The organism is Rhizobium sp. BR 315 (assembly GCF_050577975.1).
Classification (GTDB): domain Bacteria; phylum Pseudomonadota; class Alphaproteobacteria; order Rhizobiales; family Rhizobiaceae; genus Rhizobium; species Rhizobium miluonense.
The window spans coordinates 1-24,594 of record NZ_JARWKZ010000072.1; the positions used below are offsets into that span (position 1 = coordinate 1).

Annotated in this window: 20 protein-coding genes and 1 pseudogene; 6 read left to right on the plus strand and 15 right to left on the minus strand. The window is 57.9% G+C overall.

The features are described 5' to 3' along the window. Positions 1-486: 486 nt before the first annotated feature. The 5 genes from QD409_RS32390 to QD409_RS32410 all read right to left on the minus strand — a co-directional run bounded on the left by QD409_RS32390 (position 487) and on the right by QD409_RS32410 (position 7,052). Complete coding sequence (locus QD409_RS32390; protein ID WP_430764702.1) at positions 487-1,557, minus strand: ABC transporter ATP-binding protein; 1,071 nt, start codon at positions 1,555-1,557, stop codon at positions 487-489. Between the two features lie 2 nt (positions 1,558-1,559). Then, complete coding sequence (locus QD409_RS32395) at positions 1,560-2,441, minus strand: carbohydrate ABC transporter permease (protein WP_430764703.1); 882 nt, start codon at positions 2,439-2,441, stop codon at positions 1,560-1,562. After that, entirely contained in the window at positions 2,438-3,313 is an 876-nt protein-coding gene (locus QD409_RS32400) for a carbohydrate ABC transporter permease (protein WP_430764704.1), read from the minus strand. The genes QD409_RS32395 and QD409_RS32400 overlap by 4 nt, the downstream gene beginning before the upstream one ends. A gap of 54 nt (positions 3,314-3,367) precedes the next feature. Further along, positions 3,368-4,603 carry an ABC transporter substrate-binding protein gene (locus tag QD409_RS32405; RefSeq protein ID WP_430764705.1) on the minus strand — a complete coding sequence of 412 codons (1,236 nt, stop codon included), beginning with the start codon at positions 4,601-4,603 and terminating at the stop codon, positions 3,368-3,370. Between the two features lie 82 nt (positions 4,604-4,685). Then, positions 4,686-7,052, minus strand: coding sequence for a beta-glucosidase family protein (locus tag QD409_RS32410; RefSeq protein ID WP_430764706.1), 2,367 nt, complete (start codon positions 7,050-7,052; stop codon positions 4,686-4,688). A 190-nt stretch (positions 7,053-7,242) separates the two neighbouring features. On the opposite strand from QD409_RS32410, the gene QD409_RS32415 reads away from it, so the two are divergent. Beyond that, entirely contained in the window at positions 7,243-8,283 is a 1,041-nt protein-coding gene (locus QD409_RS32415; protein ID WP_430764707.1) for an AraC family transcriptional regulator, read from the plus strand. 29 nt (positions 8,284-8,312) lie between these two features. Here the strand turns inward: QD409_RS32415 and QD409_RS32420 are convergent. The 3 genes from QD409_RS32420 to QD409_RS32430 all read right to left on the minus strand — a co-directional run bounded on the left by QD409_RS32420 (position 8,313) and on the right by QD409_RS32430 (position 10,115). Then, a protein-coding gene (locus QD409_RS32420; RefSeq protein ID WP_430764708.1) for an IS5 family transposase occupies positions 8,313-9,073 on the minus strand; the annotation gives its coding sequence in 2 pieces (ribosomal slippage) (positions 8,313-8,734 and positions 8,734-9,073; 762 coding nt in all). 28 nt (positions 9,074-9,101) lie between these two features. Then, positions 9,102-9,554: a PAS domain-containing protein gene (locus QD409_RS32425; protein ID WP_430764709.1), complete on the minus strand. Its 453-nt coding sequence runs from the start codon at positions 9,552-9,554 to the stop codon at positions 9,102-9,104. 192 nt (positions 9,555-9,746) lie between these two features. Beyond that, positions 9,747-10,115, minus strand: coding sequence for a hypothetical protein (locus tag QD409_RS32430; RefSeq protein ID WP_430764710.1), 369 nt, complete (start codon positions 10,113-10,115; stop codon positions 9,747-9,749). A 292-nt stretch (positions 10,116-10,407) separates the two neighbouring features. Between QD409_RS32430 and QD409_RS32435 the strand changes: the two are divergent. Continuing rightward, positions 10,408-10,704 (plus strand): annotated as a pseudogene (locus tag QD409_RS32435) (TolC family protein); the annotation flags it as partial. A gap of 254 nt (positions 10,705-10,958) precedes the next feature. Here QD409_RS32435 and QD409_RS32440 read toward each other — a convergent pair. Beyond that, positions 10,959-11,846 (minus strand): AraC family transcriptional regulator, encoded by an 888-nt coding sequence (locus tag QD409_RS32440; protein ID WP_430764711.1) that lies wholly within the window; start codon positions 11,844-11,846, stop codon positions 10,959-10,961. A gap of 146 nt (positions 11,847-11,992) precedes the next feature. Between QD409_RS32440 and QD409_RS32445 the strand changes: the two genes are divergently transcribed. The 4 genes from QD409_RS32445 to QD409_RS32460 all read left to right on the plus strand — a co-directional run bounded on the left by QD409_RS32445 (position 11,993) and on the right by QD409_RS32460 (position 16,317). Next, a complete protein-coding gene (locus QD409_RS32445) occupies positions 11,993-12,385 on the plus strand; it encodes a rhodanese-like domain-containing protein (RefSeq protein ID WP_430764712.1) in 393 nt (130 codons plus the stop codon). 29 nt (positions 12,386-12,414) lie between these two features. Continuing rightward, the gene (locus QD409_RS32450) at positions 12,415-14,082 is read left to right on the plus strand and encodes an acyl-CoA synthetase (RefSeq protein WP_430764721.1); all 1,668 of its coding nucleotides are present in this window, start codon (positions 12,415-12,417) and stop codon (positions 14,080-14,082) included. Positions 14,083-14,125: 43 nt separating this feature from the next. Continuing rightward, complete coding sequence (locus tag QD409_RS32455; protein ID WP_430764713.1) at positions 14,126-15,079, plus strand: NAD(P)-dependent oxidoreductase; 954 nt, start codon at positions 14,126-14,128, stop codon at positions 15,077-15,079. A gap of 266 nt (positions 15,080-15,345) precedes the next feature. Beyond that, entirely contained in the window at positions 15,346-16,317 is a 972-nt protein-coding gene (locus tag QD409_RS32460; protein ID WP_430764714.1) for a LysR family transcriptional regulator, read from the plus strand. 142 nt (positions 16,318-16,459) lie between these two features. On the opposite strand, the gene QD409_RS32465 is transcribed toward QD409_RS32460, so the two are convergent. The 6 genes from QD409_RS32465 to QD409_RS32490 form a co-directional block, all read right to left on the minus strand. Further along, positions 16,460-18,793: a molybdopterin guanine dinucleotide-containing S/N-oxide reductase gene (locus QD409_RS32465; RefSeq protein WP_430764715.1), complete on the minus strand. Its 2,334-nt coding sequence runs from the start codon at positions 18,791-18,793 to the stop codon at positions 16,460-16,462. A 9-nt stretch (positions 18,794-18,802) separates the two neighbouring features. Next, positions 18,803-20,032: a CaiB/BaiF CoA transferase family protein gene (locus tag QD409_RS32470; protein ID WP_430764716.1), complete on the minus strand. Its 1,230-nt coding sequence runs from the start codon at positions 20,030-20,032 to the stop codon at positions 18,803-18,805. Continuing rightward, positions 20,029-21,726 carry a dipeptide ABC transporter ATP-binding protein gene (locus QD409_RS32475; protein ID WP_430764717.1) on the minus strand — a complete coding sequence of 566 codons (1,698 nt, stop codon included), beginning with the start codon at positions 21,724-21,726 and terminating at the stop codon, positions 20,029-20,031. Before QD409_RS32475 ends, QD409_RS32470 begins: the two co-directional genes overlap by 4 nt. Beyond that, positions 21,723-22,568, minus strand: coding sequence for an ABC transporter permease (locus QD409_RS32480; protein WP_430764718.1), 846 nt, complete (start codon positions 22,566-22,568; stop codon positions 21,723-21,725). Before QD409_RS32480 ends, QD409_RS32475 begins: the two co-directional genes overlap by 4 nt. Next, a complete protein-coding gene (locus tag QD409_RS32485) occupies positions 22,565-23,599 on the minus strand; it encodes an ABC transporter permease (RefSeq protein ID WP_430764719.1) in 1,035 nt (344 codons plus the stop codon). Before QD409_RS32485 ends, QD409_RS32480 begins: the two co-directional genes overlap by 4 nt. Then, positions 23,596-24,594: ABC transporter substrate-binding protein (locus QD409_RS32490; RefSeq protein WP_430764720.1), on the minus strand; the 999-nt coding region annotated here is incomplete at its 5' end. The genes QD409_RS32490 and QD409_RS32485, both read right to left, overlap by 4 nt.

Below are 24,594 nucleotides of genomic sequence, written 5' to 3' on the forward strand. Positions count from 1 at the left end.
GGTGACAAGGGCGCGAGAGAGCTTATTCGCGCTTCCACCCTGCCCGTCATCGATGTTGAGATCGGTGATGGCGCGCTTATCGATGTTGATACGCCACATGCCGTTGAAGCGGCAGGTGGCGTTTTGCGTAAATAACGAATAGCGGCTCTTTTTCAATGCGAAAGGATGCAATCACTGGCTTCAAAGTCGAGAGACGCCACCACGCTTTCCCACATAAATGAGCTCTTCCAGTAAACCTTCTTCGCCGGAGCTTGGAATACGAACTGTCGAGGCTGTGGAAAATTGTTTGCCTCGGTAGATTTCCATCCCAATCACGTTAGGAACTCCAGCACGCGTCAGCGTCGGAGTTGACCCAATCGTCGGCCCACACTGGAGCCGGGCTTTCGGCAGCCGCCTGGGTGCCAAAGGGACGCAGGCCCGCAAGCGTCGACCTGCAATGCGTTTTGCAAACTTGCTATGAGTTATCTTGGCGACGCATCGGCGCGCTCAAAGACGTCGTTGGTTCGCGACGGAGAAAAGTGACGCTTTGGCGATATCGAGCTTCAATCCAACCTCCTTCGGCGTTGCGCGCGCCGATGCTACGGCGAGACGCACGCTGAAGCGCTTGCCAAAGCAATCGAACCAGCCAAGGGCATCCGCGCCGAGCAATTCGATGAAGGACAAGGTCGCCGGCAGGCTGCCCGGCGTGCCGCGATCAACGACGCTTATATCCTCGCAGCGCACGCCTAACACCGTTTCGGCCAGATTCGTAGCATTTTCAAATTTGTACTCGGAGACATCGATTTGGGTATTGTCCGTAACGAAGCTCGCCTCGCTATCCAGCCGGCCATTCAGGAAGTTCATGGAAGGTGACCCGACGAAGCCGGCGACGAACAGGCTGGCCGGTTTCTCATAAATGGCCTGCGGATGGGCGAATTGCTCGACCTGCCCCTTGTACATGACGGCCACACGGTCAGCCATGGTCATGGCCTCGATCTGGTCATGGGTGACATAGATCATCGTGGATTTCAAAGTCTCGTGAAGCTGCTTAAGTTCGACACGGGTTTCGGCGCGCAGCTTGGCGTCGAGGTTCGACAGCGGTTCATCGAACAGGCAGATGCTGGAGGAGCGTACCAGCGCGCGTCCGATCGCGACGCGCTGGCGCTGGCCGCCGGAGAGCTGGCCGGGCTTGCGCTCCAGCAGCGGCTCGATCTGCAGCAGCTTTGCCACCCAATCCACCTTTTCTGCGATCAGTTTCTTTGGAGTGCCGGCGATCTTCATACCAAAGGAGAGATTGCGGCGCACCGTCATGGCAGGGAAAAGTGCGTAGGACTGGAACACCATTGCGAGGCCGCGTTGGCTGGGTTCGAGGCCGATGACATCGTTCCCGTCGATAACGATCTGACCGGCATCGCAATCGTCGAGGCCGGCAATCACGTTGAGCAGCGTAGACTTGCCGCAGCCCGACGGGCCGAGGATGACGATGAACTCGCCCTCCTTGATTTCCATGTCGACGGATTTGAGGATATCGAGGCCGGCATAGGATTTCTTGATCTGGCGGAGAGAAATACTGGACATAGTCACCCCTTAACGGCACCGGCAGCGATTCCGCGGACGAAATAGCGGCCGGAGAGGAAGTAAACGACGAGCGTCGGAATGGCGGTTATAAGCGCCGCGGCCATATTGACATTGGGATTGGCGGCGCCACGGGCATTGTTGACGATATTGGTTAGTTGCACCGTCATCGGTAGGTTGTCATTGCCGGCGAAGATCAGGCCGAGCAGATAGTCGTTCCAGATGCCGGTGAATTGCAGAATCGCTACTACGACGAGGATATTGGTCGAAATCGGCAGGATGACCGACCAGAAGGTACGCAGGAAACTCGCGCCTTCCATGCGCGCCGCCCTGCTGATCTCGTCCGGCACACCGACGTAGAAATTGCGAAATAGCAGCGTCGTGTAGGGCAGTCCGTAAATGACATGCACGAAGACGATGCCGGCATAGGTGCGGAACAGCCCGACATTGCTGAGGATCTTCACTGTTGGATACAGCATGGCCTGATAGGGAATGAATAGACCGACCGTCACCAGTAGCATAGTCACATTCGCATGCCGCGACTTCCATTGCGCCAGCGCATAGCCGTTCAGCGCGCCCGCCAGCGTCGAGATGATAACCGCGGGGATGGTGATCTTGATCGAATTCCACAGGCCGGGTCGCACGCCTTCGCAATCGAGACCGGTGCAGGCGCTTTTCCAAGCCGTCACCCAGGCATCGAAGCTCGGTGCAACCGGAAGGGACAGGAAGTTGCCCTGGCGGATCTCCTCGATCGGCTTCAGCGAATTCATCAACACGAGCAGCAGCGGCATGAGGAAGAAGATCGCCGAGACGATAAGGAAGGTATAGAGACCGATACGCGCGGCGTGCGGCGCAAGAGGTTTGAAGCGGGCCAGTGCGGTGGTCATGTGCGCCTCCGGAATTCGCTGTAGAAATACGGAGCCAGCAGCAGCAGAGACAGCACCAGCATCATGATCGATGCCGCCGATGCAAGCCCCAGATTGACGCGGGCGAAATAGAAGTCGACGGCGAATTTCGCCGGCATTTCAGTGGAGATGCCGGGACCGCCTCTGGTCATGGCGATAATGAGGTCGTAGCCGCGAATGACTTCTGACATCAAAAGCACGACACAGGAGGCGATGACCGGCCGCATGCCGGGAAAGATTACCTGGAGATAGGCCCGCCATAAGGGAATGCCTTCCATTCGGATTGCCTTCCACAGATCGTTGTCTATGCCGCGAAGTCCTGCAAGTACAATAACCATTACGAGGCCGGCGGAATGCCAGATACTGGCAATAACCAGTGTGTAGAGAGCCCTGTCCGGGCGCACCAGCCAGTCGAAGGTGAAATTTTGCCAGCCGAAGCTGTGCATCAGCGCCTGCAATCCGTTAGAGGGATCAAGCAGCCAGCGCCATGAAAGGCCTGTCACGATTAACGAAACCGCCAGCGGATAGAGAAAAATGGTGCGGAACAACGATTCAGCGCTGATGCGGCGGTCCGCCAGCACGGCGAGCAGCATGCCGAACGCGAGCGTGCCGATAATGTAGAGCGCACCGAAGATCACCATGTTGATGCAGGATACCAGCCAGCGCTGGTTGGCGAATAGTTTTATGTATTGATCGAAGCCGAAAATCTCGTAACTCGGCACAAGTGTCGACCGCGTCATCGACATGTAAAACGTCCAGAAGATCGAGCCGTAAAAGAATAGCGCGACGGCCGCGAAGAACACTACCACTGTGATATCTGGCCTGAAGGCCTGCCGATTGAGCCAACTTGTCATTCCTGGATCTCCCGAAAGCCTCACGGGCGGCGGAGCGCCGTCCGGTCTCGATAACTATTGGCTCTGAAGGATACCGCTTAGGGTCTCGATCGCCTTCTCCGCTGTCATCGACGGATCGGTCCAAAACTGCGTGGCGAGATCGGTCATCTGGCCGTTCAGGTCTCCGGGAAGTGCAACATAGGCGGAGTTGACCGCCTCCCCCGGCTTGGCAAGCATGGAGACGCCCTTGGCCGCACAAGCGTCAAGCGAGCTGGTATCGACGTCGAGGCGCGACGGAACAGAACCCTTGACCGCGGCGATCTTCGTTTGGACGACCGGGTTCATCACGGTTTCTGCCAGCAGGGTCTGGCCGTTAATGCGGTCCTCATCGGTGTTAACCGGGAAGGCGAAAACATCGACGATCACGGCATAAGCGGGCTTTTCGCTCGGCGTCAGGAAACAGCCGAACTCCTTCCCGGCTGTCAGCCCGGCCGCGAGAAATTCGCCGCGCGCCCAGTCACCCATGAACTGCATGCCGGCCTTGTCGGTGATAACAAGATTGGTCGTATCATTCCACGAACGGCCTGGGCTGGCCGGATCAGCGTAGGTCGAAACCCTGCGGTAGAGCTCGAACGCCTTGGGCAGGATCGGAGACTTCAACGCCTGCGGATCGCGTTTGACGAACAGTTCGTTCCAATACTCCGGTCCGCCCAGCGCAAGGATGAAATCGGTGAGGATCGAGACCTCTTGCCACGGCTCGCCGCCGACTGCAAAAGCGATGTGGCCGGCGGTCTTGAGCTTGTCTGCAGCCGCAAACATATCGTCAATGCTCTGCGGTTCTTCAAGCTTTAACTCATCGAACAGCGACTTGGAATACCAGATCCAGTTATCTGCGTGGACACCCACCGGCAGGGCGACCAGCTTCCCGTCGACATTGAGCTTGTCCCAGATCAGCGGCGCCATCACCTTCTGCCAGCCGCCGGTTTCCGCCAGATCGTTGAAATCGCGAAGCTGACCCGCTGCGGCAAGGTCGCGCAGTGCCGCGTTCGGCGTCATCAGGACGACAGAGGGCGGCTCGCCGCCCGCGATACGGCTCGTGGCGGCAGCTATGGCGGAGTCGAAATCGGCCGACGGGCTATCGATCCATTTGCCGCCGCGCGCCTTATACGCGTCCGCAATTGTGTTCATCGCCTTGGATTCGCTGGAGCTGGTCCAATACTGCTGCACATCGACGGTCTGGGCATGCGCTGCACCGGCCGCGGCGAGCAGGCCGAGAAGGGTCAGTGTGGAAGAGAGTCGTGTCACGTTCATTTTAATCCCCTTTTTTTGCAAACGTGCTGTCGATCCCGTTTCGACAAGATGGGGAGGCGCCGCTTCGGGCGCTCCGAAAGTGTCAGTTGGCGCCCCCCGGGGCAACGCCGAGATCGCGGTTGATGCCGTCGAGAAGCGCAGTCATGTCGCTCTTGGTGATCTTGTCGCCCGCGACCCAGGCCACGGTGTTGTAGATGCCAAGGAAGGAGCCGCCGCAATATTCCAGCATCTTCTCGGTTTCCTTGTCATCAAGGTCGAGCTGGGCTTGAAGGAAGGCGCCGAAGCGCTTGCGGGCGAATTCCTGCTCCAGCACCATGAGGGGCTGGCTTTCGACACTGAGGACGGTCAGCGGCAGCGCCGCCGCCTCGACCGAGACCGAGCATTCGCCACGAATATCGCGGGAGGAAGAGGCGACCTCGATGCTGAGCGTGCCGGCATCCAGCAGCCAGCGGCGGTAGTCCGGATCGTAGTAGCGCAGATCGCGGGCCTCGATGACGATGGAAACGCGCTTCGTTTCGCCGGGTTGAAGCTCAATCTTGGAAAAGCCCTTCAACTCGCGTAGCGGACGTATGAGGCGCGGGGCATGCGGGCGTGTATAGACCTGCACAATCTCCTTGCCCGCGACCCGGCCGGTATTGGTCACGTCCACAGACACCGTCAATGTGCTGGCGGCGTCGATGCGGTCGCGATCGACCGCGACGTTGGCATATTCGAAGCTGGTGTAGCTAAGGCCGAACCCGAAGGGGAAAAGCGGCTGGAGCTTGCGCTTGTCGTAGGATCGGTAGCCGACGTGGACGCCCTCGCTATAAACATGACGGTTGTTCTCGCCGGGATAACTGAGAAAACCGGGTGTATCCTCAAGAAGGACCGGAAAGGTGACGGTGAGTTTGCCGCAGGGGTTTTGCACGCCGAAAAGAATGTCGGTCACTGCGCGGCCTGCGCCTTGCCCCCCGAAGAAGGCGGACATCACCGCAGGCGTCTGGCTGATCCACGGCATGACCACCGCATCTGGGATCGCTAGAACAACCGCAATTTTCCCGTTGCGGCGCGACAGCCGGTCAATCAGCTCATCCTGGCCATCGTGCAGGTTGAGATGGGTGCGGTCCGAGCCTTCGCCGTCATACCCTACCTCAGTATTGCCGAAGAAGAGCACAACGTCGGCGGTGTCGATCTCGGCGAGCGCTGACTCTTCCGTGGCGCCGCCGGCATCGAAGTCGGATACCGCATGGAAGCTGATGCCGGCGKAGGGGGCCAGCCGACGGATTTCGTCCAGCGGAATATCAACGTCGGTCGGCCGGGTGGTGGCGCAGCCGGAACCCTGAATGACCGGCTCCTTCGCAGCAGCGCCGACCACCGCGATGCGCTTCAGCTTTGCCCCGTCCAGCGGCAGCAGCCCGCCTTCGTTCTTCAAGAGGACGGTCGATTCGGCTGCCATTCGCTGTGCCAGCGCATGGTGCTTCCTGTAGTCCACCGTCACATCCTCGCGGGCGCTATTTCGGGCCGTGCGCACCAGCTTGAGGACGCGCAGGCAGGCCTGATCGAGCGCCCCACTCGGCACGCGGCCATCGTTTACGGCCTGCAGCAATTCCTGCTTGCGCGCGCCGCTTTCCGGCATGTCGAGATCGTTGCCGGCGTTCAGCGAGGCCGGCCGATCCTTGATGCCGTGCCAGTCTGACATGACCACGCCGTCATACCCCCATTCGTCACGTAGAACCTCGGTCAACAGCCAGTGGTTCTCGGCGGCCTGAACACCATTTAGGCGGTTGTAGGAACTCATCACCGTCCAAGGGTTGCTCTTCCGGATCGCGCGTTCGAACCCCTTGAGGTAGATTTCGCGGAGCGCCCGCTCCTCGACATCCGAACTCATCGTGGTTCGCTGAACTTCGGAATTGTTACAGGCGAAGTGCTTCAGCGATGCGCCGACGCCATTGTCCTGCATGCCGTTTATGACGGCTGCAGCGATATCGCCGGAAATGACGGGGTCTTCGCCGTAATATTCATAGGCGCGCCCGGCCAGGGCCGTGCGGCGGATATTGATTCCGGGGCCGAGTAGGATATGGACCCCGAACGCCTGGCATTCGGCCGCCAGCGCCTCGCCCAGCTCGTAGGCAAGATCGACATCCCAGGAGCAAGCGAACGAGGAGCCGTTCGGAAAGCAAGTGGCCGGACGGGTGGAGCCGAATGCACTCTCGACGCCATGCGACGAGTCCGCATTGACGACGCTGAAGAACGAGGCAAGCTGGCTGTCGCTATCTTGCGGACCCTCGATCTGGTCAATCGAATAACGCACGCCGTAGGTCCCGTCAGTCATCAGGATTTCCGGAACGTTGAGGCGGTAGTTGGTTGCTGTGCGCCACAAGCCATGGCCGCTCACCAGCGCCACCTTTTCTTCAGGCGTCATCTGGTCTACGAGGCCGGCCAGTTCTTTGTCGGATATGCTCCACGTCATCGATCGTCCATCCCATTTTGCGGGCAGAGGCCAGCCTACTTTGGCAGGCCTCCCCGCCTTTGCGGCACTTACACCGCGCCAAAGAACGCCCTGACGATGTCACAGGAAATCGAATGCATCTAGCCGCGAAACTTGTTCTGGATATACGTCAGTTTTTGATATTTAGTGTGTCAGAAAATGGGAGGAGCACTTGAACGTCGCCTATCTGAAGCCGGACCATTGGCGCGAGCGGAGTGACTGCGAATACGAAGATCACGCCCCATCCGGTGAATCTTACTGCCGGGCCTTCGTGCATGGCAATGCCGATGTACCCTATCACTGGCATCGGGAAATGGAGATAGTTTTCGTTCTGCGCGGCAGCTTGCGGCTGATCGTCAACGGGCAGGTGTGCGAGATGAAGGAGGAGGATCTCATCATCATCAACGGCGATGTCCCACACAATTCGACGTCGATTTCCCGCGACGCATTGATCTGTGGCGTGCATCTGGAGAGCAGCCACTTCGAGCGCGTGGGATTACCAGGCTTCTCCAGCCGGCAATATCTCTGCCGCACATTCTTGCATTGCCGCTCTTTCATGAACAAAGTGGCCCCGATCAAATCGCTCATCGCCCGGATCATTCTTGACCAAGCCGATCGGCCCGAAGAAGAATTAGCACGCCAGACTGTCGCTAATCTTTTAGCTTGCTATGTCTACCGGTGGATACCCTACGAGGATGCCGCGACCGCGAATGCTCAAATGCGCGCTGACAGCCGCAATCGCATCTTGCGCATTATGGATTCGCTCGGCGATCAGGACGAGAACCAGCACCTGAACGAGATCGCGCAGGCGGAAGGTCTGACCGTCAGCCATCTATCGCGGCTTTTCAAACGGCATCTGGGCATCGGTTACCGCGATTATTCCCAAAACCTACGGCTCGACAATTGCGCAAACGAATTGCGTACGACCGACGATACAATCGGGAAAATCATGGAACGGAACAGCTTTGGGAATCCAGCGGTCTTTTACAACAAGTTTCGGGCCCGATTTGGTAGTAGCCCGGCGGAATTTCGACGCGGCAGCCGCCCTCTCCGTCCGCAGAGCCTCCTTACCGACGAGGATACTTCCACGGCTTTGAAAATTCTTTCCACTCATGCGGCAGGATTAGGCAGGGCCGCAGACCTGGCAGTCGGGCTGAACGCAGCAAAGCGCCATGTCGTCATGAGCGCTCCTCACCATGCCAGCCTGAGCTGACGTAGGGATCTAGGCTCAGGACTCATTGCTTATAGCCAGAAGATGACGGTTGCGGCGAGAGCGATAGCGGATAGGAAGGCCATTGAGCACCTGTCATAGCGCGTAGCGACGCGCCGCCAGTCTTTGAGACGTCCGAACATGATCTCGATCCGGTTGCGCCGTTTGTAGCGGCGTTTATCATATTTGACGGTCTTGCTGCGGGATTTCCGACCCGGAATGCAGGGCGTGATCCCCTTCGCCTGTAAAGCGTCACGATACCAGTCGGCATCATAGCCACGGTCGGCCAGCAGCCATTTGGCGTTGGGAAGCTCATCCAGCAAGGCGGCAGCACCGGTGTAATCGCTGACCTGACCGGCCGTTATGAAGAAACTGATCGGGCGACCACTCGCATCCGTTACGGCATGAAGCTTGGTGTTCATGCTACCTTTCGTGCGCCCAATCAGGCGGCCCGGCCCCCCTTTTTTACCCGCAGGCTGGAAGCTGTGCGGTGGGCCTTGAGATAGGTCGCATCGATCATAACGGTCTTGCGATCTGCAGCTTCAGGCACAGCCAAGCCTTCCATCATTTGCATGAAGATGCCCTTGTCGCCCCAGCGTTTCCAACGGTTATAAAGCGTCTTCGCCGGGCCATATTCCTTCKGCGCATCGCACCACCGCAGACCGTTGCGATTGACGAAGATGATGCCGCTCAAAACGCGTCGATCATCAACGCGCTGGCGACCGTGGCTCCTGGGAAAATAAGGCTGAAGACGGGCCATCTGCTCGTCCGTCAGCCAAAACAAATTGCTCATTCGTCGGGCTCCTATGCGCCCGTCTGAATCACAGCAGACAGTTCAAATCAATGGGTCCTGACCCTAGGTCGCACTCCGCGTCCCTGGTGTCAGCGGCGATCTGTCGAACCTTGTCGAGCGCGTTGCGTGTTTCGACAACAGCCTGGAACGGTGACCCGAGGAGCTGCTCCGGCGCACGATCCCATGCTGCTTCCGCGGCCGGATTGGCTGCAAGCACCATTCCTTCCTCCGAAAGGACGACGATGGGGTCAGGTGTGGCACTCAGGATATCGAGCATAGAATCGACGCGATCGGACAGTTGCTGCTCGCGCCGCTTATGGGGTCCGATATCCCGCGTCGTTCCCCATAGACGAATGAGGAGACCTTCCTTAATGGCGGCCCGGAAGTCATTCTCGACAAGCATTTCGCTGCCGTCATGCCGCCGGTCGATGGCGACCGCATGGTCCAGTCGGTAGTTCGCGCGGACTAGGTTGCGCGCCATCTGGCGATTCATTTCCGTGTCGGGAAAATATCGAGAGACCGGCTGAGTATTGAAGTCCAGACCATTCGGCACCCGGTATAGACGGGCCATCGCCTCGTTGCACGCGCGCCATCGGCTTTGGTTGGCGAAGATTCGGTCGACGATCTCCTCCTCCGCAAGGGACGTCTCGACGGGTTCGAGGAATTCGATGCATCAGCAGGCCTCGGTCGCGGCTCCGATCATCTGTGAAAGAATCTCGACCCGCTCGAGAAGCTCAGGTCCAATCCCGAGCACTGTCGGCGTTAGGACTTGCTTGACCACGGCGGCACCCCGGACACCATCCGGGATCACGGTGGCGAGCATAGGGATCTCGCTATAAGACGACGAATTAACCCATACTGGAATGGCAGACCCGGTCGGCTGTTCCCCCCGGGCGATCGCTCTCAATGTAGCGGCCGACGAACTGCTATATATTCGTTCGAGGGCGACATCTGTGATGTCTTTCGCTTCGATTCCTAACTCACGCGCTTCAAAAGCGTCCACGCCGGACAACTGTCCGTCACGGTCGATCCAGTCGATCATAAGGGTTCCGAGTGAAGTTAGGGGCACAATAGCTTTCTTCATTTCCTGTTCCTGCGGTTCGGTTTCATACCTTTCCCAGGCGCCGTTGCCGAAACTACGGCGATCCAGCCACACGGCGAGGGAATGGCAAACCCTAAATCCACACCGATCAGAAAAATAGCTACAGGTCAGCTATATGGTGCGCGATTACGCATCATTTTGATGCTGTTTTGCGCATGAGCGGCAAGGCTACGGTGAAAACTAGCGGCTTCCTTTGAGTAGTTTTCCCATTTGAAGCGCCGCCGACGTCGCCAACGCGCTCGGTGCCCGCGCCGACTACGCCGAACGGGCAAGACGCTTAAGCAAGGCCCTCGCGGCCGCTCAGGAAGTCGAGCGGCTGACAGAAGCCCGCTACCGCGCCGGCGCCATTACCATGCGGGTCTGGCTCGACGCCCAGGAGCGACGGCGAGCAGCCGAAACCGCCCTCATAGATGTGCGCCTGGCGCAGATCATCAACGAATCCCTGCTCTACCGCGCGCTCGGCGGGAGCACAGCGACGGTTTACCGCGGGACCGGCACGGTCAATGCCGAGGCAGCCCATGCCAAATAAGAGCTATAGCAGCGTTGTTACTGCGCCGCGGCCTGGATGCTTTCGACGCCGTACATCCGTCGGCAAAAGCTTCTGCAGCTAACGTGCACACGTCCTCCACGATTCTACGGCTCGCCAAGGCTGGCGATAGAGTGCAAAGCGCGCGCTTTGACGCATCGATAACGCTTGGATCCATTGAATGCTCCGCAATGAACTGGAAGGCGACGCCGCCTCCTAGCCCGATCGTGCACCGCCAACGCACGAAATGGGCGCTGCTAATCAACAAATGATGAGCTATCATCACGCCGACCGTTAAGCCATCCGGTTGGCGAGCAACCCATTTCCATGCGAAATGCAAACGTAAATGCTGAGGTTGAACTGAAACCAAGCTCGAGCGCAATGTCCGTTACCCGCCGTTTAGCGCCCAGCCATTCTACTGCTCGAAACAGACGCATTCGATGGCGCCAGAGACGTAAACTCATACCAACCTCCGCATTGAAATGACGGGCGAGCGTTCGCGAAGACAGACCCGCATTGGCGGCCCAATCATCAATATTGCGCGGATTGTCAGGGCAAAAATAGAGCATTTCGCAGATGTCGCGCAAATGGCTGCTTCGAGGCCAGGGAAGGTGGAAATCAAGCTGCCTAAGCCGTCGTATCTGGTTAAGCACGACTGCGTCGAGCTTGTCACGGTAAAGTGCCTCGTCCGCATCCTGCGCGATTGCCGCGATTTCCATGATCAACAAGCGAAGAAGCGGGGAGACGGAAAGAACACTGCACTTCCCAGGCATGCCGAGATCGGGCACGTCTCCAATATAGAGGTTGCGGAACTCGACGTCGTCGAGAGCGGCTGTGGTGTGGCGCACACCCGCCGGGATCCAGATCGCCTGCTCCGGTGTGATCACAAAGCGAGCTTCATCTAGTGTCACCATTAGCGTTCCAGAGGTGGCATAAACAAACTGGTTCCAAACGTGGACGTGCATAGGAAAGGCATGGCGGGCTGCAAGCGTCTGCGATCGCAGAAAGACCGCTCGGGGCAACTCCAGGAGRTTCGGGACGTCGACGGAGTGCCAAACACGCTTCATGAAACGAAACCCTGACAATAATGGCCGGTCGTTGATACTGATCGTCAATTTATCGAAAGACAGACAATTCGACAACATCTATGCTCTCCTTGCGATTGGCATGGCGATCAGGCCAACTTGGGCGCCGAACTTGTTTAAGGTCCCGCCTCGCTATTCAGTATGTCGGAGCGCGTGGGTAAACCCCGACGGCATATCTAATTGTTCAGAATGAACGGAGAGGACGAATGGCAATTGGTTATAAGCAAATGCTCGCCGAAGCTGACGCCGAAGTTGCATCGGTAACTGTCGAAGAAATGTCGGGTCGGTTCAGCTCTGACGAAATCGTCATGGTCGATATCCGCGACCCGCGAGAATTGGAACGCGATGGCATGATCCCAGGTGCATTCCACGCTCCCCGAGGGATGCTCGAATTTTGGATCGATCCCGAAAGTCCCTACCACAAACCGGCGTTCGCGGAAGGCAAAACCTACGTATTCTACTGCGCGTCCGGCTGGCGCTCACTGCTTGCTGCCCGTCTCGCCACGCAGATGGGCCTTGATGCCCGCAGCCTGCGCGGAGGCTTCGGAGAATGGAAAAAGCAGGCGCAACCCATCGGCGAGAAAGCCGCGCGCGGTTGAATCTGCCCGAATTATGTGCGGGAAGGAGTATGCGAGTGGAAAAATATGAGGATGGTTTGGCCCGGTGTCCGGCCAATCACCAGCCGTTGACCCCTATCTCATATCTTGAGAGGGCCGCACTGACCTACCCCGATCATCTGGCGGTCGTTCACGGCGCAGCGAGAACTAACTATCGAGAACTATGGCGCAACTGCCGGCGGCTGGCGTCAGCCCTCATCAAACTTGGAATAGGACGGGGCGACACCGTCTCGGTGCTTTTGTCCAACACGCCGCCAATGATTGAAGCGCACTATGGCGTCGCCATGGCCAATGGCGCTGTGTTGCACTCGCTGAATTATCGCTTAGACGGGCCGGCAATCGCGTTCCAGCTTAACCATGCCGATAGCAAAGTGCTGATTGTGGACCGCGAATTTTCAGCACTCGCCGCGGCAGCACTCTCTACACTCGAGAATCCACCGATCGTTATCGACTATGACGATCCCGAGTTTCCCGTAGATGCTCCTCAACCGAAAGGTCCGCGGATCGGGTCATTGGATTATACCGAGTTTCTTGAAGCTGGTGATCCGGAATTCGTCGCCCAACCACCTCAGGACGAGTGGGACGCAATCTCGCTGAACTACACCTCCGGCACGACCGGCAACCCCAAGGGCGTGGTTTGCCATCACCGTGGGGCAGCCCTCATGGCACTGAATAAAACCGTTCATGGGGAGATGGGCAGACACCCCGTTTATCTTTGGACACTGCCCCTCTTCCACTGTAACGGCTGGAGCTTTTCCTGGACAGTGTGCGTCCAGGCAGGTACTCATGTCTGCCTACGCTGGGTTCGCTCAAAGCCGATTTACGATCTTATCGTAGAACATCGGGTGACTCACCTGTGCGGCGCGCCGATCGTCATGTCGACACTGCTAGACTCACCCGACGAATACAAACTCCGCCTTTCTCACGAAGTCATCTTCATTACCGCCGCTGCGCCGCCTCCCGCAGCCGTTTTGGCTGCGATGAAGGAAGCCGGGTTTCGTGTTTTACATCTCTACGGATTAACGGAAACCTACGGTCCGGCTGTGGTCAATGAATGGAAAACCGAATGGGATGAACTTCTGCCTGGTGATCAGGCCGCGCGCAAAGCACGCCAAGGTGTTCGCTACCTATCCATGTCGGAGGTTTCGGTCCTCGACCCCAGTACTATGGAGCCGGTCCCCGCCGACGGGGAGACGCTAGGCGAAGTGATGATGCGTGGCAATGTCGTAATGAAGGGTTACTTGAAGAACAGGAAAGCGACAGATGAAGCGTTCGCCGGCGGCTGGTTCCACACGGGCGACCTCGGGGTGATGCATTCCGACGGTTACATTCAACTCAAGGACCGTTCGAAGGACATCATAATCTCTGGAGGAGAAAACATCTCTTCGATCGAGATCGAGGATGTGCTGTACCGCCATCCAAAGGTGTCGCACTGTGCCGTTGTCGCTATGCCTGATCTTAAGTGGGGTGAGCGGCCAGTGGCATTTGTCGAGTTGCGTCGGGATGCGGAAGCAAGCGAAGAGGAACTGCTTGACTACTGTCGAAGCACACTTGCCCGTTTCAAATGCCCATCTAGGATTATCTTCCAGGACCTGCCGAAGACCTCAACCGGCAAGATACAGAAATTCGTGCTTCGAGCTCGTGCCGAGGCTTTGGCCTCTGATGGCAGTGTCGGGTAGCCGCATTTAGACCGTCGCTTGTCGTCCTTCGAAAGGAAGAATTGTGGTTCAGTCTGCCCCCCTTGTTGTCGTCAATCACCTTGGTGAAGCGCTGGGCAGTGCCCTGTCCGCGCATCCATGCAAGCCTATTGTCGAAACGGCTTCAACGCCCGACCGACCGTGGGCTATACGCGAAGATGCGAATATTCTGATCACCGGAACCCTTCCGGGCTGGCGTGATGCGCCTGAACAGGCGCCGTCAGAGCTGTCGAACCTCGGTTGGATCCAGACAATATCTGCTGGGGTGGATATTTTTCCGAGGTGGCTCCTGTCCGGGCGGCTTGTCTCGACGGGGCGTGGACTGACAGCCTCCTTAGTTGCAGAATATGTAATGGCGGCAATTCTGCGGATGCAGAAACCCCTCGAACTAACGGCCGTGCGCGGAAATATATGGAATAGCACGCCTCTGGGGGCAGTGGCAGGACAGCGGCTTGGCATTGCAGGCTTTGGAGCCATTGGCGCGGAAATTCTCCAACGAGCCAGAGCCTTCGAGATGGATGTCTCCATCTTACGGCGCGAGCCGCCCGCCGAGGCACCCGCAGGCGCACGTTACTGCTCCGATATCGAGGAGCTTATCGGCTGGGCCGATCATCTCGTACTTGCCCTGCCGTCAACGGCCGAAAGCCGCAACATGCTGAACCGGTCGAGGCTTCTTTCCGCTCGGACCGGGCTGCATCTAATCAATATCTCGCGCGGTGACTTGCTGGATCAAGAGGGTCTGATTGCCGCGATCGATGCAGGACGTATCCGGTGTGCGACGCTGGATGTCACCGACCCCGAACCGTTGCCCATCGGGCATCCGATGCTTACTCATCCGAAGATCCTGATTACTCCCCACAATGCCTGGACCGGGGGGGACTGGAAAGCCGCCTTTACGGCGCGCGTCTTGCGTGGGCTCGATGCCTACGCCAATGGCGACAAACCAGACTTTCAGGTTGATGTGGAGCGGGGCTATTGAGCCGGAGGAAGGGCAATTCGTTTATCGCCATTAGAATGCACGCGAGCGGTACCGAAAAGCCGGCAATACAGTCCGCTTTCCACCTAAGCTGTTTTTTCGAGGGAGCGCTGGCTTCCCGCACAGTTTTACCGGAGCCCTTTGAGTAGTGCGGTTGGAGCTTCCAAACGAAGTTCTTGAGTCTAGACGTGCACCGGGCACGTCGTATCGTTTCTGGTTATTGTTCCAATATCCTGCTACTGTTGACTATGCACTGTAGCGGTGTGTCGATGTCGTTTCGACGAACGAAAGGAACACCCTTGGACCTAAGACAGATCAAATGTTTCGTGGCGCTCGTTGAGGAAGGCAGCGTGACAGGCGCAGCAAGGCGCCTGAATGTTGTGCAGCCTGCCGTCAGCATGTCCCTGCGCAAGTTCGAGGATGAATTCGGAGTCGTTCTATTCGACCGGACCGCGCGTGGTGTTGTCGTTAGCCAAAAAGCACGCGGACTGTACGAGATCTGCGTCCATATTTTGGATCAGGTAGCTGCGGCAGCGGATGTGTTGCGGTGCGGCGACATCGAGACCCCTACTACGCTTACCGTTGGGTCGTTACCGTCGGGGGAGTACAGCCTGCTTCCGGTTGCACTTAGCGCGGTCGCGGAGGCATTTCCTGGCTGCAAGATTACCAGTCGCCACAGCTTCAACGAAGAGCTTCTCGACCGTGTGTCGCAGGGACTATTGGACATTGCCATCGTAAGCGAGATCAAGAAGCATGAGCGGCTTCCACATGATTATCTTGGGTCAGAGCGGCTCTTGTTCGTGGGCGCGCCGGGAAGTGGACTGGAGCGGATGAAAAGCATTTCCGCTGCCTCCATCGCCAAATATCGCATGGTGCTGAGTCCGGTTCTGCGCCGGCGGTTCGAGAATGACTTCGCTCGTGCCGGAATCGAACTAACGGCCGCGGTCGAGGTTGATGCGGCAAACAGCATCTTTGGAATGTTGCGCCAACCGGGCTGGTTTTCGATCCTTCCCGCCAGTGCTTTCTGTGGGATGCCGGACGGCGAGTTTGCGGTGACGCCGATATGCGAACCTGCAATCGAACGCGATCGCTGGCTCGTATGGTCTCGCGGTCGTCCGTTGTCCATGGCCGCGACGTTGTTTGGCGACGTAGTGCGCAAGCTTCTAACGGCGAACGCGTATTGCACTGTTCCGGACACAAATGCGCCTGTCGTGAAAGGCTTACCCGCAGCGAGCGAATGACGGTATCCGCCGCAGACCTCGAAGCGGAGCAACTCGACCCCCAAGCTTTTCTGGGTTGCATTGAAGCCGCGTCTCTCTACGCAGAAAGAGCATTAAGTCTGACGCTAGCGGTCAGCCGACTCAGGCGAACTGATCCATTGAATCAGAGGTCGGTCTCGCGTTTGAGAATTGGCCGATCGAAGGCCGTAATGGGCGGGGGACTGCCTGAATATCGGCGAATGTCGGCGAGACAGGACTGGGCGGAGCAGCCCTGTGATAGGCTTGATGCACCGCGGTCGAGTGTCAGCGCGTTTGGGTTACCGTGGAGTTCAATTGCGCCATCGGCATCTGTGCCCGGATCATACCATGCACCAGTTGCTAAACGGATCACGCCGGGCATGATGCCAGGGATGATAGTTCCCGTGGCAAGACAGCGTCCGCGATCGTTGTAGATTTCCACTAGATCGCCGTCGCGGATGCCCCGTAGTGCCGCATCGGTGGCGCTCATATACACCTGTTCGCGCCCGTTGCGCTTGCCCTTCTGACTGCTGGTGCCATGGTCCAATTGGCTATGTAGTCGAAATTTCGGTTGATCCGACAGTAGGTGCAAGGGCCACCTCGCCGCCATATCTCCCCCGAGCCATTCGAACGGTTCAAGCCAGACTGGATGACCCGGGCAATCAGAATAGCCGAAGCTGTCAATCGTTTCTGAGAAGATTTCGATTCGACCTGAGGGCGTGCCGAGCGGATGGCCGACGGGATCCGCCCGAAACTGCGACAACAGCAGCGAAGGCTGCGGCTTGTTTCTGAAATCCAGCAATCCCCTTTCCCAGAAGCACTCGAATGGAGGCAATGCGGGATCCACTGCCGGATGTGCACGGTATACGTCGTAAATCTGTTTCAGCCAGTCCATTTCATCGCGGCCTTCGGCGAAGTCCTGCTCGAGGCCGAGCCGCCGGGCAATGCCGCGGAAAATGTCGAAGTCACTGCGCGCCTCGCCGTAAGGCGCTGTAACCTGCTTCATTGCGACCAACACTCCTTCGCGTTTGGCGTGACCAATGTCGTTCCGCTCTACCGAGAGTGTCGCAGGCAGAACAATGTCGGCCATCTTCGCGTTCGCGGTCCAGAACTGTTCATTCGCGATGATTGTATCCGGGCGTTGCCAAGCCAATGCAAGACGTGCCAGATCTTGATGATGGTGGAATGGATTGCCACCTGCCCAGAAGATAAGACGAATATCGGGATAAGTGTGCGTCTGCCCATTGTAGGTAAATGAGGCCCCCGGCTTGAGTAGCATATCCGCTATTCGAGCGCAGGGTATGAACTCCCTTACCGGATTCCGGCCCTGTGGAAAGGTAGGGCCAGGCAGAAGGGGGTGGGGGCTGCCGATGGCGTTGGTAGTCCCATAACCCACAGCGAACCCGCCGCCAGGCAAACCGATCTGGCCAAGCATTGCAGCCAAGGTAACCAACATCCAGAATGGCTGTTCGCCATGTGCCGCCCGTTGCAGCGACCATGCGCCGTTAAGCATCGTACGGTGCATGGCCATATCACGTGCCAGCCGAATGATCTCTTCCTGGGGGACACCGGTGATCGGCGCGGCCCAATCCGGCGTTTTCGGCGCACCGTCATTCGTGCCTAGCAGATAGGGCAGAAACCTATCGAACCCAGTACAGTAGCGCGAGACAAAGTCTGTGTCCCAGAGGCCTTCGGTGAAAAGCACGTGCGCCAGTGCCAGCATGAGCGCGGTGTCCGTGTTCGGCCGCAGCTTTATCCAACGATGTTCGGCGCCAACATCGAGATTGTCGTTCACCGGCCCAACGTTTACAAACACAGTGCCTGCAGCACCCATAGCCCGTAGTCCTGCCTCGGTGCGGTGTTCGCTGGCGCCTCCGGACGAAATCTGCGCATTCTTGGCCGGAACGCCCCCGAATGCGACAAAAAGTTGTGTATGTTGCTGCAGATCCTGCCACGAGGTGTGGTCGGCCATTAGCACGTCCATTGGAGCCACGACATGTGGCATCAAAACCCGCCCTGCGCCAAGGCTATAGGTGTCGGAATGCGCCACATACCCGCCCGCCAAGTTCAGAAATCGATGAACCTGGCTTTGCGCATGATGAAACCGGCCGGCGCTGGCCCATCCGTACGAACCTCCAAAGATCGCATCATTACCGTGTTGTAAGCGCACACGTTCCACTTCTTGTGCGACCAGGTCCAGTGCCGTATCCCAGTCAACCTCGACAAAGCTATCGGATCCGCGAGCACCTCCAGCTGCGCCGGGCCCGTTTTCAAGCCATCCGCGCCGGACCGCGGGGCGTCTAACCCGCATACGATTGAGATTGGCGTCGATGCGGTCGAAGCCTATTTCCGGCGGCCAAGCGTCGTCACGCCAGGGCTTCAGCAACGCGGTGCCGTCTAGATCCGTCTCAACCTCGTAGATGCCCCAATGCGCGGCAGTATAGTGTTTCCGTGTGGTCTGGGTGGCAGATTTGCGCATGGTGTCTACTCACGTCACGCCGTTTGCGCGGAAGGTGTCGATCTCGCGCTGGTCATAGCCAAGGTCGGCACTAAGAATATAATCCGTTTGAGCACCCAGCGGCGGGCTTGGCCGCAGTGGTATCATTGGCGTGTCGGGATAACGTAGCGGACTGTGGGCCATGGTGATTGTACCGAATTCCGGATGCTGCATTCCGGTGAGCATCCCCCGCTCGAAGAGATGCGGATCCTGCGTAACTTCCTCAAGAGTACGGATCGGCGCACAGGGCACGCGGGCAGCGATCAGGCGCTCGAATAGCAGTGCCTTCGGATGTTGGCAGGACCAGGCACCGACCAGATCATCCAACAGGTCCATATTGCGTACACGGTCGGGCATCGTTGCAAAGCGCGCATCCTGCGCCAAGGCCGATGCGCCCATCACCTCCACCAGCGCCGTCCAGTGACCATCATTATTGCAAATGATCGCGATGTGGCCGTCTGAGGTCGGGTAGACATTGTAAGGAGCTAGTGACATTCCGCCGTGCCGGTTGCCGGTGCGTAACGTTTGCCGCGCCCCGCCGCCATATAACAGCCCTAGCGATGAACTGAGGGAGTGATACACCGCTTCGAGCATCGACACTTCGACCACCCGGCCCACGCCGGTGCGTTCGCGCCCGAGAAGGGCCGTTGCGATTGCGCCGTAAAGGTGTATGCCGCCGAAAAAATCGCAGATCGCGGGGCCGACTTTCATTGGGGGGCCGTCAGCATAGCCGGTGATGCTCATCACCCCGGACATTGCCTGCACAGTCAAATCCATCGCGGGATAGGAAGTGTAAGGCCCGGTCTTTCCGTAGCCCGAGCCCGAGGCGTAAATGATGCGCGGATTACGCTTTCGCACGGCGTCCACCCCGAGATGCAGCCGATCCATGACGCCAGGCGCGAAGTTCTCAACAAGCACATCGGCCCTGTCGATCAATTCCAGAAGAATGCGGTGCCCGTCTTGGGTCTTCAGGTCCAGTGTAATGGAATCCTTGTTGGCATTAAGCAGCGCAAATGGCAGGGCGGCTCCGCTCTGCGCGCTTCGCTTGCGTAGGTGTTCGCCGTCGCGCGGTTCGACCTTGATCACGCGCGCGCCGGCCATGGCTGCAAGAAAAGTGGCATATGGGCCATTGTAGATCTGTGTCAGATCGACAACGGTCAACCCATCCATCGGGCCTTTTTCCTGAACGAACATCTGATCGGATTGGGTCATCGAGTTCATTTGGACACACCTGAGGCAACAGCCGTTTCGATCACTGCGAAATCTCGGGACGCCTTGTCTGTTGGGTTGAAATGCGGAATAGCGCCTAACAACTCACGCGTGTATGGCGATTCAGGATCCGTGAAGAGCGAGCTTCCGCCTATCTCCTCAACCTTGCCGAGCCGCATCACCACAACCTTTTCGCACATCATACGAACCACATTCAGGTCGTGGCTGACGAACAGGAAGGCCATGCCGTCTTCGCGCCGGAGGCGATCAAGCAAGGTCAGGATGATCGCCTGGACGGAAACATCCAGCGCAGCAGTAGGCTCATCGAGAACTAGTAGGCGCGGTCGCACGGCGATTGCGCGCGCAATACCAACACGTGCCTTTTGACCGCCCGATAGCTGATGCGGAAAGCGGCCCAGCAAGTTCTCCGCGAGGCCAGCACGGGCCGCAGTCTCGCGGACTCTCTCTCGCAACCCCGACCCGCTGCGCAAACCTTCAAGCCGGCGTAGCGGGTCTGCGATGCTGTCGAAAACCGAAAATCGCGGATTCAGGCTGTCGTCCGGATCCTGGAAGACGATCTGGATGTCCCGTCGCTCTGGTGCACGGTGGAAAACGCCCGTCGAAATGGCACCAATGTCTTTACCGTCGAAGAGGAGCGTGCCTTCCGAATGCGAGATCAGGCGACAGATTATGCGGGAGATCGTGCTTTTTCCGCTGCCCGACTCGCCCACAAGGCCAATGCTGCCGCCGGCGTGAATATCGAATGAGACATCGTCGACTGCTGTGATATCGCCGAAGCGCTTGACTAGATTCCGGACTTGCAGAAGCGGCGGCGCACCAGGATCATGGGCAGGCCGTGCGGATGCTGCGCGCACCGGCTCATGAGCCTCCGACACACGGGCCATGTCCTCGATCGTCGAAGTTGGCGTTGGAGAGGCATTGACCAGCTTTTTCGTATAAGGATGCTGCGGCGTCAGGAATATGGATTGCGTCGAACCACGTTCGACGATGTTCCCTTTCTCCATGACGACGATGTTGTCGCAATATTGTGCAGCAAGCCCAAGGTCGTGAGTGATCAGGATCATGGACATATTGCGCTTCGCTGTGATGTTAGCGAGTAGGTCCATGACGGTCTTTTGCGTCGTCACGTCGAGTCCAGTAGTGGGTTCGTCGGCGATGAGCAGATCGGGACGGCACGCGATTGCGACCGCGATCATGACGCGTTGGCACATGCCTCCGGAGAGTTCATGCGGATACGCTTCGAGCCTGCGTTCCGGATCGCGGATCATCACCGCGTTCAAGAGTTCGAGCGCCTCGGCCCGCGCCTCGCGGGCAGTCATGTTATTGTGTGCACGCAGCGCGTCAGCGATCTGCAGCCCGACAGTCCGTATTGGATTCAGCGCCGAACGTGGATTCTGAAAGATCATCGACATAGCGGCACCGCGCATGGTTCGCAAGTCGGATTCGGGCAGCCTTGTGACGTCAATGCCCTTGTAAAGGACACGGCCGTTGACGATCGTTGCCGACTTAGCTAGCAGCCGGGTCATCGCGTAGGCCGTCACCGATTTTCCCGAACCGGACTCACCGACCACACCTAGGGTTTCGCCATTTTCCAATCCGAACGATATACCGCGTAGCGCTTCTACCGGTCCGTTACGCGTCGAGAAGACGACACGTAGATCCTCTATGCTCAATAACTGGGTCATGTACGCATCCTGGGATCGAGAATGTCGCGCAGCCCATCCCCCATGAGGTTGAAGCAAAGAACGGTAAGCATCAGGGCGAAACCGGGAAAGGCAACTAGCCACCATTGTCCCGCGGTGATGAAGCGGGCGCCTTCAGCAACCATGATGCCCCACTCTGGTGTCGGCGCGACTACGCCCAGTCCCAAGAAGGAAAGACCAGCGGCGTTGATGATCGCCCAGCCAAGATTAAGAGAAATCTGCACCGCCATGGCGGGCATGATGTTCGGCAGCAGGTACTTAACAACCACCGAAACATCGTTGTGACCCCCGGCACGGGCGGCCTCCACCCAGCCCGCGTTGCGTCTGACATTTACTTCGGCCCGCGCGAAACGGATATAAATGGGCAAATTGATCACTGCGGTCGCGATGATGATGTTCTGGACTGAGTTGCCAAGCACGGCTACAAGCGCCATCGCCAGAACGAAAAGCGGGAAAGCCATAAGCACGTCGACAAGGCGGCCTACTAACCGGTCCAGCCAGCCGCCTAGATATCCGCAAAAGGCCCCGACCAACGAGCCGCTCACAAAAGAAACGACCACCGCAGAGGCTGCGATCGCAAGATCAAGGCGAGTTGCCACGATGAGCCGGGAAAGGATGTCACGGCCAAGCTGATCGGTACCGAAGAGATGCTGCGCACTCGGCGGTTGCAGGGCGTTCGCGACTTCCGTCGCCAACGGGTCGTATGGCGTAATCCACGGAGCCAGGATCGCAATCATGACTAGACAGATGATTCCAGCTGTCGCGATGGCTGTGATGAGATTGCCGCGCATGACCCAGACGACATGGGAGAATGTGCTGTTCATTCGATAGTGACCCTTGGATCGGCTATGCCGTAAAGAATGTCGATCACGAGATTCACCAACACGAAGATCCCTGCCATAAGAAGGACAAAACCTTGAACTGGAGCATAATCGGACGACACCAAAGCATCGAGCGTGTAAGAAGCTACGCCTGGCCAGGAAAATACCTTCTCCACCAAGACGTTTGCGCCCAGCATCGTCGAGAAGACGACCCCTGCGATGGTGAGCACGGGAAGTAGCGCGTTACGCAGTGCATAAATCACGATTACGCGTGAATTGCGTAAGCCAACGGACTTTGCGGTTCGAATGTACTCGCTACCCAGGACTCCGAGCATCGATGCCCGGGTCATGCGGGCCAGTGGCGCCAATACAAATAATGCCATTGTGCAGGCTGGCAGGGTGATGTTGGCCAAAGCCGAGCGCCATCCTGCCCAATCGCCGACAAGCGCGAAGTCGATGAGAAGGAAGCCGGTAATGTCCGGCGGCGTTGCGACGAAGATGTCGATCCGCCCCGTTGGATCGGGAGCGATCCCAAGCAAATAGTAGAAAAGGTAAATCAGCATCAAGCCTGAAACGAAGGTCGGCATGCAGACGCCAACCGTGCAGAATAATCTGATTGCATGGTCCACAATCGACCCAGGTCTAAGCGACGAGATCACACCCAACGGAATCGAGACGGCAAGCGAGATGAGCAATGCGACCAACGTCAGTTCAAGCGAAGCAGGAAGGCGCTGGAGCATATCCTTCAGTACTGGTTGGCCAGTCATTAAGGAATTTCCGAGGTCTCCCCGCGCCACATCCCACAGATAGATTGCCAACTGCACGGGATACGGTTTGTCGAGCCCCATTTTCTCACGCATTTCGGCAACCTCTTCCTKACCGGCAGTGACCGATGACGATGTGAAGAAGACCGCAGGGTCACCAGGCAAGATCCGCATGAGAATGAAAGTGACAATCACGACGCCGAGAATAGCCGGAATCGAGGACACGGTGCGCCGCCTGAAGCGACGCGCGATCGATACCCAGATGTTCATGCTCGAACCAGGTCCCGATAGTCTGCCTGGCGATAGTAGTGATAGGTGTAGCCTTCAATCGAAGGCGCCATGACTACATCGATGTTTGCCTGATAGGCTAGGACCAACGGAGTGTCTTCTGCCAAGATGGCAATCATCTCCTTGCAGTAGGTATCGTATTTGGCTTGGTCAGTTTCAGTTCTGGCCAGATTCACCAGCTCAACAACCCTTTCATTTGTCCAGTTAGCCAAATTCCAGCGTTGATCGCGCGTGAAGTATACCCAAAAGAAATAGAATGTTTCGGGCAGCCAAGCGCTACCGCTTTCGATGTAGAATGGCAGGCCTTGCTTCTCCGCCTGCATCGTGAAGAGCTGTGCGTCTGGGACCTTTTGGATGGTAACGCGGATGCCGACTTTGCCGAGGGACTCCTTGATGAGGGCTGCGATCGGCTCGGCGACGGCGGCATAACCAATCGCGAACGTAAACGTAGTATCAAAGCCATCGGGATGACCCGCTTCAATCAGGAGTGCCTTTGCACGGTCCAGATCGGTGTGATTGGGAAGCGGCTGCGGAAAGTTAGACGTTGGCGGTCCATCCGTCCACTGGGCACCAAACAACTTTTTCCCACGTCCAAAAAGGGCGGCTTGGAATATCTCCTCATAAGGTAGGGCGGCGGCGACAGCCTGACGGACCTTAGGGTTGTCGAAGGGCGCGAGTTTGGTGTTAAAAGAAATGTGGGTGAACCCATTGGTCGGGGAGATTGGCACCACCTTGGCTACGCCCCGCTCCTTGAGCGAGTTGATGTCACTGGCCTGGACATCCAACGCGAGGTCTGCGTCGCCCCGTTCCACAAGATTAGCGCGCGTCGCGGGTTCTGGCACGGTCTGGACGACAATCCGCTCAAAATGTGCGATATTCCCGTCGCGACCGCCCTTCCAGTTGTCGTTCCGGCGTAGTACAACCTGCTCCCCCGGCTTATATGATTCTATCATATAAGCCGGGGGAGCAGGTTGTAC